The organism is Marinobacter sp. DY40_1A1, from assembly GCF_016597815.1.
Classification (GTDB): domain Bacteria; phylum Pseudomonadota; class Gammaproteobacteria; order Pseudomonadales; family Oleiphilaceae; genus Marinobacter; species Marinobacter xiaoshiensis.
In genome coordinates, this window is sequence record NZ_VCHA01000005.1 from 240,616 (window position 1) to 253,542 (window position 12,927).

The 12,927-nt window shown below is 53.3% G+C and carries 11 protein-coding genes and 2 tRNA genes; 7 read left to right on the forward strand and 6 right to left on the reverse strand.

Annotated elements, in window-relative coordinates:
* Positions 1-35: 35 nt before the first annotated feature.
* Genes FFI61_RS14005 through der form a run of 3 tightly spaced genes read left to right on the forward strand, consistent with a single transcriptional unit; the run spans position 36 to position 3,357 of the window.
* Positions 36-701: a YfgM family protein gene (locus FFI61_RS14005; RefSeq protein WP_200371204.1), complete on the forward strand. Its 666-nt coding sequence runs from the start codon at positions 36-38 to the stop codon at positions 699-701.
* Positions 701-1,918 carry an outer membrane protein assembly factor BamB gene (gene bamB, locus FFI61_RS14010; RefSeq protein WP_200371213.1) on the forward strand — a complete coding sequence of 406 codons (1,218 nt, stop codon included), beginning with the start codon at positions 701-703 and terminating at the stop codon, positions 1,916-1,918. Before FFI61_RS14005 ends, bamB begins: the two co-directional genes overlap by 1 nt.
* A gap of 17 nt (positions 1,919-1,935) precedes the next feature.
* Entirely contained in the window at positions 1,936-3,357 is a 1,422-nt protein-coding gene (der, locus tag FFI61_RS14015; RefSeq protein ID WP_200371219.1) for a ribosome biogenesis GTPase Der, read from the forward strand.
* Positions 3,358-3,383: 26 nt separating this feature from the next.
* On the opposite strand, the gene pta is transcribed toward der, so the two are convergent.
* The 3 genes from pta to FFI61_RS14030 all read right to left on the reverse strand — a co-directional run bounded on the left by pta (position 3,384) and on the right by FFI61_RS14030 (position 9,249).
* The gene (gene pta / locus FFI61_RS14020) at positions 3,384-5,540 is read right to left on the reverse strand and encodes a phosphate acetyltransferase (protein ID WP_200371220.1); all 2,157 of its coding nucleotides are present in this window, start codon (positions 5,538-5,540) and stop codon (positions 3,384-3,386) included.
* Between the two features lie 79 nt (positions 5,541-5,619).
* Entirely contained in the window at positions 5,620-6,810 is a 1,191-nt protein-coding gene (locus tag FFI61_RS14025; RefSeq protein ID WP_200204976.1) for an acetate kinase, read from the reverse strand.
* Positions 6,811-6,831: 21 nt separating this feature from the next.
* Positions 6,832-9,249 (reverse strand): EAL domain-containing protein, encoded by a 2,418-nt coding sequence (locus tag FFI61_RS14030; RefSeq protein WP_200371221.1) that lies wholly within the window; start codon positions 9,247-9,249, stop codon positions 6,832-6,834.
* A 243-nt stretch (positions 9,250-9,492) separates the two neighbouring features.
* On the opposite strand from FFI61_RS14030, the gene ccoM reads away from it, so the two are divergent.
* On the forward strand, positions 9,493-9,648 hold the full coding sequence (gene ccoM / locus FFI61_RS18060) for a cytochrome c oxidase subunit CcoM (RefSeq protein ID WP_200371222.1): 156 nt from the start codon (positions 9,493-9,495) through the stop codon (positions 9,646-9,648).
* Between the two features lie 65 nt (positions 9,649-9,713).
* Here ccoM and FFI61_RS14040 read toward each other — a convergent pair.
* The 3 genes from FFI61_RS14040 to FFI61_RS14050 form a co-directional block, all read right to left on the reverse strand.
* Positions 9,714-9,789, reverse strand: a tRNA-Glu gene (locus FFI61_RS14040).
* Between the two features lie 94 nt (positions 9,790-9,883).
* The gene (locus FFI61_RS14045; protein WP_200371223.1) at positions 9,884-10,786 is read right to left on the reverse strand and encodes a TIGR01777 family oxidoreductase; all 903 of its coding nucleotides are present in this window, start codon (positions 10,784-10,786) and stop codon (positions 9,884-9,886) included.
* 11 nt (positions 10,787-10,797) lie between these two features.
* Entirely contained in the window at positions 10,798-11,175 is a 378-nt protein-coding gene (locus tag FFI61_RS14050) for a sirohydrochlorin chelatase (protein ID WP_200204972.1), read from the reverse strand.
* 119 nt (positions 11,176-11,294) lie between these two features.
* Between FFI61_RS14050 and FFI61_RS14055 the strand changes: the two genes are divergently transcribed.
* The 3 genes from FFI61_RS14055 (at position 11,295) to FFI61_RS14065 (ending at position 12,924) form a co-directional block, all read left to right on the forward strand.
* Positions 11,295-11,879: a DUF924 family protein gene (locus FFI61_RS14055; protein ID WP_320159570.1), complete on the forward strand. Its 585-nt coding sequence runs from the start codon at positions 11,295-11,297 to the stop codon at positions 11,877-11,879.
* 79 nt (positions 11,880-11,958) lie between these two features.
* Positions 11,959-12,034 (forward strand) — tRNA-Gly (locus FFI61_RS14060).
* A 95-nt stretch (positions 12,035-12,129) separates the two neighbouring features.
* On the forward strand, positions 12,130-12,924 hold the full coding sequence (locus tag FFI61_RS14065) for an MOSC domain-containing protein (RefSeq protein ID WP_200371225.1): 795 nt from the start codon (positions 12,130-12,132) through the stop codon (positions 12,922-12,924).
* Positions 12,925-12,927: the final 3 nt, after the last annotated feature.

The following is a 12,927-nucleotide window of genomic DNA, read 5'->3' on the forward strand; positions in this document are numbered from 1 at the left end:
CAATATAAAAGTAATAAACCATTACAGGAGTCATCATGGCGGAATTGCGCACCGAAGAAGAACAGGTTCAGGCGATCAAGGACTGGTGGAAGAAAAATGGCAGTTCTCTGCTCATTGGTATCGGTGCCGCCCTTGCGATTGTGTTCGGCTGGCAGGCTTGGCAGAACCATCAGGAGCAACAGCGAGCCGAAGCTGCCAACCAGTTCGCCACACTGTTGAACGCGTTCGGTAATCAGACGGATGAGACTGCCAGTGAAACCGTTGCGTTTGTGGCTAACACATTGCGCGAAGATCATGCCGGAAGCGCGTATGCCGTATATGGCAATCTGATTCTGGCTCGTCAGCAACTGGTTGAAGACCAGGATGCAGAAGCAGCCGTTGCGTCTCTTGAGTGGGCTCTGGAAAAAGCCGGTGACCATAAAGCACTGGCGCTTGTGGTTCGCAATCGCCTGGCTCGCGCTCAGTTCTCTGCCGAGCGTTATGATGATGCGCTGGCGACCATTGATGGCGCAGGGAATGCGGAAAGTGCCGATGCGTTTGCTGCAATTTTCTCTGAATTGCGTGGAGATATTCTTTTGGCAAAGGGTGACAAGAAAGGTGCGCTTGACGCTTATCTGGCGGCCCGTGAACAAAGCCAGCAAGGCCGCAGCGGTATTTTGGAGCTCAAGCTTTCTGATCTTGGCGTTGGAGAGGAGGCCTGATGAGGTTTGCTGGCAGCAGGCTGTTTCGGGCGGGTGTTTTTTCTGTCCTTATAGCAGGGCTGGGTCTGGCGGGGTGCAGCACAACCGATACCTTTGAACAACCGGTGCCGGTTCCTGAAGTGGACACTACCGTTACGTTTAAAACTGTCTGGAAAATGTCGGTCGGCGACGGGCATGATGACGATTTTCTGTATCTGGCACCATTGAATGCTGGAGAGGTTGTGTATGCAGCCTCCGCTGACGGTGCGCTGGTTGCTGTGAATTCGGAAACCGGGAAGTTGCTGTGGAAGCGGGAGCTTGAAGATCGCATATTTGCGGGTGTTGGCGGGGATCTGGACCAACTCTATCTGGTCACTCGTGAAGCAGATCTGATTGCGCTCTCCCGTGAAGACGGGCGCGAACTGTGGCGCAAGGCCTTGCCCACAGAAGCTTTGGCAGCACCTCAATCAAACGGATCTCTCGTGGTAACCCAGACAACGGATGGCAGGGTTCTGGCCTTTAATACAGCTGATGGCGAAATAGTCTGGCAGTACGATGGGGTGGTGCCAGCTCTGTCGCTGAGGGCCGCTGCCGCGCCATTGGTAGGCGGCGATGTGGTGATTGCGTCGTTCTCCAACGGAAAGCTCATGGCCTTGGCTGCCGAATCGGGCCAGCCTTTGTGGCAGTACGAAGTTGGGCAGCCTCAGGGACGCACGGAGCTGGAACGGCTGGTAGATATTGCGGGTCAGCCGTTGGTGCTTGATAGTGCGATAATGGTCTCTGGATATCAGGGAAAACTTGCTCTGGTCGATATACGTACCGGTCAGGAAATATGGAGCCGTAAGGCATCCAGCTTGCAAGCCCCAATGATTGGCGGTGGCAATATATATATGTCATCTGCTAACGGCGATGTTGTTGCCTACCGTGGCTCTGATCGCAGAGAGGTATGGCTTCAGGAGGGATTGTCCTGGCGCCAGCTGACTCAGCCGGCTGTTTACGACAACTATCTGGTTGTTGGCGATTACGAGGGTTATCTGCATGTACTGTCTGCAGATGATGGACGCCTTGTTGGTCAGACGCGCTATGATAGTGATGGCCTCCGGGTTCCATTGCAGCGCCTGGCCAATGGTAATCTGATGGTTTTCGGAAACAGCGGTAAATTGTCTGTATTCACACTGAGGGATCGGAACGGATCTGCGCTTCCTCAACGCTCTGGCCAAAGGCCGGGCCTAAATTAACTGTATAGCGAACCATTATGACCCCAGTAATTGCCCTTGTTGGCCGGCCAAATGTTGGCAAGTCGACATTATTCAACCAGATGACGCGTTCCCGCGATGCTCTGGTGGCGGATTTTCCCGGCCTGACCCGGGATCGCAAGTACGGTGAGGGCACTTACGAAGAGCAGCGCTTTATCGTTATTGATACCGGTGGCCTGACAGGAACAGAAGAGGGGCTGGATATCGAAATGGCCCGGCAGTCCATGCAGGCCGTAGACGAGGCAGACATAGTTCTTTTCCTGGTTGATGGACGTGCAGGCCTGACTGCCGGGGACGAAATGATAGCGGATCATCTGCGTCGGTCGGGCAAGCAGGCTCATCTTGTGGTTAACAAGACCGACGGACAGGATCCCGATGTAGCTGCGGCTGAATTTTATAGCCTCGGGTTTGCATCAACGTTTATGGTTGCCGCATCCCACAACCGCGGCATACGATCTATGCTCGAGATGCTCCTGCCTTCTGCAGAAGAGCGTGAAGCAGCCGATCGGGCGGATCGTTATCCGGGTATTCGCATTGGCATTGTTGGTCGTCCCAACGTGGGTAAATCCACACTGGTGAACCGCATGCTGGGCGAGGAGCGGGTGGTCGTTTATGACATGCCTGGCACGACCCGGGATAGTGTTTATATCCCTTATGAGCGCCACGAAAAACAATATACTCTTATCGATACCGCAGGTATTCGTCGCCGCAAGAATGTGAATGAAGCGGTGGAGAAGTTTTCCATTATCAAAACATTAAAGGCCATCGACGACGCCCATGTTGTGATACTGGTTATTGATGCCCGTGAAGGGCTTGTTGATCAGGATTTGCACCTGATCGGGTTTGTCCTTGATGCGGGCCGATCATTGGTCATTGCGGTCAACAAGTGGGATGGCATGGATCCTGAAGCCCGCGCTCAAGTGAAGGAGCAGGTGAAGCGCCGCCTGGACTTTCTCGATTATGCCGACAAGCACTATATCTCTGCGCTCCATGGCTCTGGCGTGGGGGTTCTGTACGAGTCAGTGGAAGCCTGTTATGAGTCGGCTATGGCTAAATGGCAGACCAACCGACTGACAGCCATTCTGGAGGATGCTATTGCTCAGCATCAGCCGCCTATGGTTCGTGGGCGCAGAATCAAGTTGCGCTATGCACATCAGGGGGGATCTAACCCGCCGGTAGTTGTTGTCCATGGCAATCAGACAGATGCCTTACCTGGCTCATACAAGCGCTATCTCGAAAACACGTTTCGCAAAGTGCTGAATGTGACTGGTTCACCAATCCGCTTTGAGTTCCGTTCCGCCGAGAACCCGTTCGCCAACAAGGTTGATCGGAAGACGCCTCGTCAGAAGGTTAAGCAGGACAATGATCTGAAGGTAGGTCGTCATGTGAAAAAGACCCGTCAGAAAAGCACCAAACGCTGACAGGCCTGTTTGTTGAGCGGGGCGGCTCAGGCCAGCCCCGCATCCTCAACCTGTTTTGCCTGCACCGCTGTCAGTGCAATGGTAAACACAATATCCTCTACTAACGCCCCCCTCGAGAGATCGTTAACCGGTTTCCTCAGGCCCTGAAGCATTGGGCCAATACTCACCACATTAGCGCTACGCTGAACCGCCTTATAGGTGGTGTTCCCGGTGTTGAGATCCGGGAAGATGAACACCGTCGCCTTACCCGCAACCTTGCTATTCGGCGCTTTGCTCCGCGCTACGCTTTCGATGGCTGCAGCGTCGTATTGCAGCGGGCCATCAATAAGCAGGTCTGGCCTGCGTTCACGGGCTATTCTGGTTGCTTCTCGCACCTTCTCCACATCGTGCCCACTGCCTGACTCGCCAGTGCTGTAGCTGATCATGGCAACGACGGGCTCCACACCAAACGCTTCTGCAGATTCAGCGCTCTGGATTGCGATATCGGCCAGCTCCTCTGCATTGGGGTCGGGGTTGATGGCGCAGTCACCGTACACCAATACCTGTTGTGGAAGCAGCATGAAGAAAACCGAAGACACTACTTTTGCATGGTCATGGGTCTTGATTAGCTGCAGGGCAGGGCGCACGGTGTTTGCGGTGGTGTGGATAGCGCCGGAAACAAGTCCGTCGGCCTCATCCAGAGCGACCATCATGGTGCCCAGAACCACGTTGTCTTCAAGCATCGCCTCGGCCATATCCGGCGCGAGCCCTTTGTGTTTGCGCAGTTCGACCATGGGAGCGATATAGTTTTTTCGCACCTCAATCGGGTCAATGATTTCAATATCCTCGGGCAGCTCAAAGCCTTGCGACGCTGCTACATCTCGAATTTCTGCTTCGTTGCCAATCAGGGCGCAGCGTGCAAGTTTGCGTTGGTGGCAAATGATTGCTGCCTGAACCGTGCGCGGTTCGCTGCCTTCTGGCAGTACGATGCGCTTGTTTGCTGCCCGCGCCCGCTCAGATAGCTGATAGCGGAATGCCGGAGGGGACAGCCGGCTCTGAACTTCAACGCGCAGGTGTTCCTGCAGCCAGTCTGTATCAATCTTGGTTGCTACTGCTTCCATTGCTTTCTCGACACGGTCGGGATCGTCGGTGGGAATCGCGTTGGAGAGGTTCGCCAGCATGTGGGCGGTTTCGTAGGTATTGGCAGGTGAGCTCAGTACTGGTAAGCCTGTATGCAGGGCCCGCGAACACAGGTCAATCACCCGTTGATCAGGCATAAGCCCGCCGGTCAGCATGAGGCCCGCCAGGGGAACGCCATTTAACGCCGCAACGGCCGTTGTCACAATAATGTCTTCGCGATCGCCGGGGGTCACCATCAGGGTGCCTGGACCCAGAGTTTCCGTCATATTGCGGATGGAGCGTGCGCAGACAGATACCCTTTGCACCCGGCGAGTGTGCATCTGGCCTTCATACAGCACCGGCACATTTAGCTCCCGGGCAATATCAGACACACGCGGTGCTAATAAATCAGACTGCCACGGGATCTGGCCCAGCAAGCGGAAGCGCCCATCCCGGAACACCTTGCAGCTATTGCGGTAGTCTGGAGTTTCACCTTCGGTCTGGCTGATATTGCTGTAGGGTTCCATTCCTGAGCGCTCGGGTTCACCAAGCTTGTTGAGGATAACGGCAATCACATCCTGAGCCGAGACATCGGAAAACAGGCGTGCAGCGAAATCCAGCTCCTCATCGAGTTCGAGAGGGCTGCTCTTGCCCGGTGTGCTGACCAACACCACGTCTGAACCCAGATTACGCGCCACTTCCACGTTAAGACGGGCTATGTAGGCTTCGCGACGGTCGGGAACAAGGCCTTCAATAATCACAACATCGACATCTTTGGCGACTTTCTGGTATTCGCCTACTACTGTCTCCATGAGCAGATCGGATTTGCCACGGTTAAGCAGGTGCTGAGCCTTCTTCAGGGGAATCGGTTCAGGGGGCTGCAGATGGCTCCGCGAACGGACAAAGGTCACGGATGAATCCTTACCATCGTTATGCCGCGACTCGGCCTGGTTTACTGACTGGTAAAAAGGCTTGTAGAATCCAACGCTGATGCCAACGCGCTCCATGGCGCGCAACAAGCCCAGACAAACAGATGTGAGCCCAGAATCCATTGAAGTAGGTGCAATAAACAGACTTTTAGCCATAGAAAGAGGTTCCGGTAGTTCAGGTAATAAGTTCTGGTGGCAGGTTCTGGCGATAGAGTAAGCTGACAGCCCGGCAGATCTATCTAAAACTGGCAGCCAGGCGCGAAGCCTCGCGTGCGATTACAAGCTCTTCATTAGTCGGGACGACCAGGACCGGGAATCGCGAACCGGCACTTTCTATTCTGCCACCGCTTTGACGACCGTTGTGCTCATTCCTGTCTGCATCCAGCTCAAACCCGAGCAACTTCAGATGACCTAGTGTTTTTTGCCTGACCCGACTGCTGTTTTCGCCAATACCGCCAGTGAAAACCAGTGCATCAAGGTGGTCCAGTGATGCCATCATGGCGCCAACGTACTTTGCCAAGCGGAAACAGAATATGTCGATGGCAAGAGCTGAAGGCTCGTGTCCTTGATCAGCCAATTCACACAGGGTGCGCATATCGTTGGTTTTGCCAGAGATTCCAAGGAGCCCGCTGTTCTTGTTAAGTTCCTTATGAACGTCGGCTAACTGCATACCCCGGGAACTCAGGTAATCAAAGAGCCCTGGGTCAATGTCACCGCAGCGGGTTCCCATTACCAGCCCTTCCAGCGGTGTTAGCCCCATGCTGGTGTCGACACTGAAACCATCTTTGATTGCCGTAATACTGCAACCATTGCCCAGGTGGGCGGAAATGATCGAGGTGGTTGCAAGGGTTTTGTCGAGTAGGCGAGCGGCTTCGTTGGCCATGAAGAAATGGCTGGTTCCGTGGAATCCATAACGCCTTACGCTCCAGTCCCGATAGAAGGATTCGGGCAGTGCATATAGGTATGCATGGGGTGCAAGAGTCTGGTGGTAAGCGGTATCAAACACGGCGACTTGCGGTGTTTCGGGAAATTGCTCCCGGGTGGCTTCAATCCCGGCAAGATTGACCGGGTTATGAAGCGGAGCCAGGCCTGCGCAGTCGTTGATGGCTTCAACCACATCATCGTTGATCAGAACAGCTTCGCGGAAGGTTTCGCCCCCGTGCACCACGCGGTGCCCTACAGACGTGGGGGCTGCCGGCATTAACTTACGCTCGCGAAACGCCAATACCAAAGCCGTCAAAGCCTGTTTGTGGTTGGCATTGCGCGGCAGAGGTACAGTGCGGTCATCACCATCGATTCGCGCAAATGCGTCTGATCCGTTCAGTCTCTCTGCTATCGCAGAGGCCAATTTGTTTTCATTTTCATCGAATAGCGCAAGTTTCAGAGACGAACTGCCGCAGTTAACGACAAGAATGGATTGTGTCATGTTTCCCTGGTTCCCTGAGTGTCACGTTTGTGTCTGGTGATTGGTATTGAGCCATTCATTGAACTCCCCGGCAGGGAGTGGGCGGCTGTAGAAATAGCCTTGAGACATATCACAGCCTTCCTGCTTCAGGAAAAGGGTCTGTGCTTCCTCTTCAACGCCTTCCGCTATGATAGTCAGGCCCAGGCTGTGTGCCATGTTGATTATCGCACGCACAAGGGAGCCTCCCCCTTGGGTTTTGGTCACATCGTTGATGAAGGTGCGGTCGATTTTCAGGGTGTCGAACGGGTAGCTCTTGAGGTAACTGAGAGCTGAGTAACCCGTACCGAAATCATCGACGGAGAGGCGAATGCCAGCCCTATCCAGTTCCCTGAGAATTTCGGCAGTTTCGATTGAGTTGTCTAGCAGCAGGCGTTCGGTAATTTCCAGTTCCAGCAACTGCGGAGCCAGGTCGTTGTTTGATAGCGCGCGCATCACTGCGTTGATAAACCCGGAGTCCCTGAACTGTCTTGGTGACACGTTGACTGAAATTCCAATGTCCCGGCCAGTGATTGCCCTCCAACCGGTGGCTGCAAGGCAGGCTTGCTCAAGCACCCATTCGCCAATGGCAATGATAAGACCTGTCTCCTCGGCCAGCGGAATAAAGCGATCCGGCATTATCATGCCCATAGCAGGGTTGTTCCATCGCAGTAGCGCTTCTACAGCGTGCACTTCGCCGGTAGCGGTCTTAACAATTGGCTGAAAATAAAGTTCGAACTCGTTCAGCTCCAATGCTCTCCGCATGCGGGATTCCATTTGTAGCCGCTCATGGGATACCTCAGACATTTCGGGGGTGAAGTGTGCGTATGAGCTTTTGCCCTGACGCTTTGCCTGATACATGGCAGCATCCGCGTGCTGTAGAAGGGTGCCGCTGTTGTCGGAATCGGTCGGGAAAATTGCAATACCGATGCTGGTCGTAACAAAAACTTCCTGGCCATTCAGGGTATAGGCCGGAGTAAAGTTTGAAAGAATGCGCTCAGCTACCTGTGCCGCGGATTCAGAGCCATTTAGCCCTGGCAGTATCACAAGGAATTCGTCGCCGCCAAGTCTTGCAACGGTGCTTGTTCCCCGCAGACAGCTGGATATTCGCCTCGCAGCTTCAATCAGCAGATTATCGCCGGCATCGTGGCCCAGGGTGTCGTTGATGTGCTTGAAGTTATCAAGATCCAAAAACATGACCCCAACCATGGAGCCCTCGCGGCGAGCTTGAGCCAGTGCCAGTTTGAGCCGGTCTAGCGCGAGCATGCGGTTAGGCAAACCCGTCAGTATGTCGTAGTTTGCCTGGCGCAATAACTGCTGCTCGTAGCGTTTTCGGATGCTAATGTCTTCACCAAGAATGAGGTAGCCCGTTGCTTCACCGGTGCCGTCCTTTATGGGTGTTACGATCAACTGCTCCCAAAAGCGCTCGCCATTGCGCCGTGCACTGTTCACTTCACCCTGCCACACACCAACGCGCTGAACCTGCAGGCGGATGGATTGCCATAGTTGGCGGTTTTCACGGATTTCCATGCTGTTGTCGCTTAATGCGCCAGGGTGTCGGCCGACAATCGCTTTTGCGTTATAACCCGTAAGCTGTGTGAACTTGTGGTTTGCAAACTCGACCCGCCACTGACGGTCGCAAATAACAACGGAGGAAGGGCTTTGCTCAATTGCCATGGAAAATTTATGGATTTCGGCGGCATCTTTTTCCTGGCGCACCATGTCGTCATTCAGACGCTCGCGCATCTGATTTATTGCATCGCTTACCCGACCAATTTCATCGTTGCGGTGCGACGGCGTGTCTGGACGGTCAAGAGTTAGAGGTGTGCCGAGGTTCTTCAGGGAGATGTCTTTGGCGTAGTTGGCCATAGTTGTCAGATGGCGGGTAACAAAATGCTGAAAAACCCAGATGATTAGTATCGATACAAAAAAAGTCTTAAGGAATTGAGTGGCGAGAATAATGCCTACCTTAACTTTCAGGTCCTCATAAACACGATCCAGATTGGCTGTTACCGTGAGTTCACCCAGCTTGAATGTCCCTTCGCCCTCGTGAACCAGGTCAAATTGGTGCGATTTGGTATCGGAACCTCGGGGGATCTCCCCCATAACCAGTTCAGAGTCGGGCTCAATGCCCAGCCTCAGATGAACAATGTCTGGCAGGCTGAGAATCCCTTCCATTTGGGTCTGGAGCAGTTTTTGGTCAAGGGCCCAAAGGCTTCGGGCCAGACTGGATGCGTATCCGGATTCAACCACATGCATGCGGCTGTCAATCTGCAAAAGGTCTTTGCGGTAATCAGAATAGATTTGAATAGCCGATGCAATCAGCGTGAAAACCGAGCTGAATAGAAGTATCCAAGCAAGCAGCCTGAAGGACAGGGGAGAGCCCGAGCGAAAACGTTGTAAGCGTGTCGGCAGTTTCGGCATCTTGTACGTCAGCCACCCAGTCCGGTTGATATAAGCGGATAGTCCATTATTGGCTGACTATAACAGTCCTGTTATCCAAATTCCCTGCAAATCCGCGAAAACGTGGGAGAATTATGTTCACTTTTGTATTCGCGTGTTTTTGAGTTACAGCAGTGATGCTGCCATTGATGTAGATCAATATCTGTATTCTGGAGTGACGTAATCTGAGCTTAATCAAGTTTGAATAAGGGCAGGAGAAGAATTATGTATATGGACGTGGTGGTTTTCGCTGGAATTGCGACTGTATTACTTATGGTGGCTTTTTTTGTTGGCGTAGGCATATTCGTGATGCGAGACCAAAAATCTCACGCTGCCAATCCAATAAAGAAGGATATCAAGCTGGATAGAAAGGCCGCCTGAAAGGGCGAGCCTTGACTTCGGCAGATAAGCGCATTTTTCTTCTCGGGTATTTTGAGAGGTAAAAATGGCGTCCCCTAGGGGGTTCGAACCCCTGTTGCCGCCGTGAAAGGGCGGAGTCCTAGGCCACTAGACGAAGGGGACGCAACGCTTTAAACCTTTGCCTCGTCGAGGTGGCGCGTATATTAGGTAAGCCTTTCACCCCTGTCAACGTTTTTGATGTAAAAAAACGAATAAGTTATTTGGTGGCATCTTCGAGCGCTTCTGCGAGCGTCGGATAGCGAAACACGAATCCGGCGTCGATCAGTCTTTCTGGAATCGCCTTTTGACCTGTTAGCAAGAGCCGTGACATGTCTCCCAGCGCCAGCTTAAGCACTTGTGCCGGAACCGGGAAAATGGCGGGTCGCTTGAGAGTGTGAGCGAGGCAGCTCGTAAACTCACGGTTGGTGACAGGGTTGGGACTCACTACATTGTAGGCTCCGGAGGCCTGTGGCGACTCCAGCATCCAGATAAGAGCCGCTACTGCATCCTCACGATGAATCCAGGGCATGTATTGATGCCCGGAACCGAGTCGCCCGCCGAGTCCAAGTTTAAACGGTAAAACCATGCGCTTTAAAAAACCTCCCTCAGGACCTGCCACAATGCCGGTTCTGGAGAGGCATATGCGTACCCCAAGGGGCTGCAGCTTGAGTGCTGCATTTTCCCAATCCCTGCACATCTGGTGAGTAAACTCATCGTGAGGCGCAGTACCTTCGGTTACTCGTGCGTCACCCTGATCACCATAAAAGCCAACGGCTGAGCCAGAAACCATGGCCTTGGGTTTTTGTTCCCAGCTCTGAATGACCTTTGTCAGGGTGTTGGTCAAGCCAATACGACTATCGGAAAGTGCTTGTAGTCGCTGGTCACTCCAGCGCTTGTCGGCGATGCCTTCCCCTGCAAGATTGATCACGGAATCGTAACCCTGGTGGCCGCGGAGGCTTTCAAGGTTATGAATCACCTCCACCGGGCCACACAACATGCGTACCACATCGGCAGGCTGCCGGCTTAAAACAGAAAGCTTGTAGCCACGATCAAGCAGTTTTCTGCAAAGTTCTCCGCCAATAAAGCCAGTACCACCGGTTATAAGTACGCACTTGTTCATGATGTTGCTCCCTAATCGTCGGTGTTATGGGCTAGCTGCTGTGTCACTACATCCTTGATTGCCTGACCCAGCAAGGGGTTCTCTCCAATAGGAGGGGATAGCGTAATGCTTGCCCCTGTAGAATTTTCAAGAGCTTCGATCATGGCTGGCACATCTTTGCGCAGGTGACGTCCGGCGGCGAGAAAGAGTGGAACAACGGTGAATTCCAGGCTCCCGGCTGACACGCCTTCATGCACGACAGCCTCCAGGGATGGTTCAGCCAGCTCCATATAGGCAATTCTGGAGTTGGTTACAGCCTTTAGCGTCGGCTCGGCGAGAGTTTCGAATGTGTTGCACCAGCGTTTGTCGCTGCTGCCGTGGGCTAACAAAATGACGCGACGACTGCTCATCAGCGCTCCTCTATGATCTGTCAAAGGTGTCTGTCGTAAATCTGGTTGCGGGCCGGTATTCTCTGTTGGTCCCGTCAATCAAGATAACAGGGTGTTCTTTAATGTTCGATTGAAAAGAGATTCTGGATTTCTGGTTCGGAGAATTTGATGAAAATGGATTGCCTGATAGCGAACACCGCAATCGTTGGTTTCGCTCAAGCCGGAAGTTCGACCAGGAGATACGTCGCCGGTTTCTTTCCATGGTTCTGTTTGCGTCGGAACAAGGGCTAGATCACTGGCGTAAGACACCAGGTGGTCGGTTAGCTGAGATTATCCTGCTCGACCAGTTTTCCAGAAATATTTTCCGGGGCGGCGCACTTGCGTTCGAGCAGGACAAGCAGGCGAAGGAGCTTTGTAAAGAGGCTATGCGTAAGGGGTGTGATGTTGCGCTCCCGCCGATTCAGCGCGCATTTATGTATATGCCGTTGCAACACTCGGAGCGACTCGATGACCAGGCTCTGTCGGTTGAGTGTTATGAGCAATTGGTAGCATCCACTACGGGGATGCTGCAGGATTTTTTGAAAAGCTTTCTACGATCCGCGCAGGACCACCATGAAATCATTGAGCGTTTTGGGCGGTTTCCTCATCGAAACCAGGCGCTCAGAAGACCCTCTAGTGAGGCGGAAAGGGACTATTTGGGTACCGCTAATCGATTTGGGCAATAAAAAGTTTGGAAAGGAGGTTGACGAAAGGGGCGGGATGCGTAGAATACACATCCGTTGTCAGCGCAAGCTGGTCAATTTTGCGGGAATAGCTCAGTTGGTAGAGCACGACCTTGCCAAGGTCGGGGTCGCGAGTTCGAATCTCGTTTCCCGCTCCAGATTCCGGAAACCCGGCCTCGAAAGAGGCCGGGTTTTTTGTTTTTGGTTATACTTGCCGTCTCCCCACACTTGATTTTGGCTCTGGAGACGCGCCTTGAAAGTTCACTCACTCCATGTTTACCCAGTAAAGTCCCTCGCTGGTATTGAGGTTTCCTGTTTTGAAATGGATGACTTCGGCCCTAAAGGCGACCGGCGATGGATGATAGTCGATGAGGAACGCCGCTTTGTTACCCAGAGGGAGCTTCCGGTATTGGCCAGGGTATCAGCCTCTCTGTCTGCAGAGGGTGTCAGTATCCGAATACCGGGTGAGGGCGATTTCACATTGCAGCAGACAGGTCAGGAACTACGAGTGCTGGTCTGGCGCGACTGGGTTAAAGCTCTTGAGGGCGAGTCGTTTGCCAGTGAAGCGCTGAGCCGCTTTTGCGGCAAGACTCTGCGTCTTGTCTATATGCCCGATTCCTCGTTTCGGCGGGTCGATGCCGGGCATGTAAGTGAGTATCGCCGTGTAGGCTTTGCTGATGGCTTTCCTTTTTTGATCACCAATCTGGCTTCATTGGATGAGCTGAATGGGCGTCTTGACGCGCCCGTAGATATGCGCAGGTTTAGGCCCAACATTGTTATCGAGGGCCCGGCTCCCTGGCAGGAAGACCACTGGCGTAAGATTTCGGTGGGAGGGCAGTGCTTCAGTATCGTGAAGCCAAGTTCCCGCTGTGTTCTGACCACCGTTGACCCGGATACGGGCCTAAAAGATCCCGGCCTGCAGCCCTTGAGGGCGCTCTCAGGTTATCGCAGAACGCCAGATGGCGTAATCTTCGGCCAGAATGCTATTCATGAATCCCCCGGAGTGATCCATGTGGATGATTCCGTCACTGTTATCGAATCGGAGTAGAAA

Coding starts and splice junctions, on each gene's coding strand:
- FFI61_RS14050 (WP_200204972.1), bottom strand. CDS start 11,175: ATGAGCAGTCGTCGCGTCATTTTGTTAGCCCACGGCAGCAGCGACAAA.
- FFI61_RS14005 (WP_200371204.1), top strand. CDS start 36: ATGGCGGAATTGCGCACCGAAGAAGAACAGGTTCAGGCGATCAAGGAC.
- der (WP_200371219.1), top strand. CDS start 1,936: ATGACCCCAGTAATTGCCCTTGTTGGCCGGCCAAATGTTGGCAAGTCG.
- ccoM (WP_200371222.1), top strand. CDS start 9,493: ATGTATATGGACGTGGTGGTTTTCGCTGGAATTGCGACTGTATTACTT.
- FFI61_RS14025 (WP_200204976.1), bottom strand. CDS start 6,810: ATGACACAATCCATTCTTGTCGTTAACTGCGGCAGTTCGTCTCTGAAA.
- FFI61_RS14045 (WP_200371223.1), bottom strand. CDS start 10,786: ATGAACAAGTGCGTACTTATAACCGGTGGTACTGGCTTTATTGGCGGA.
- bamB (WP_200371213.1), top strand. CDS start 701: ATGAGGTTTGCTGGCAGCAGGCTGTTTCGGGCGGGTGTTTTTTCTGTC.
- FFI61_RS14030 (WP_200371221.1), bottom strand. CDS start 9,249: ATGCCGAAACTGCCGACACGCTTACAACGTTTTCGCTCGGGCTCTCCC.
- pta (WP_200371220.1), bottom strand. CDS start 5,540: ATGGCTAAAAGTCTGTTTATTGCACCTACTTCAATGGATTCTGGGCTC.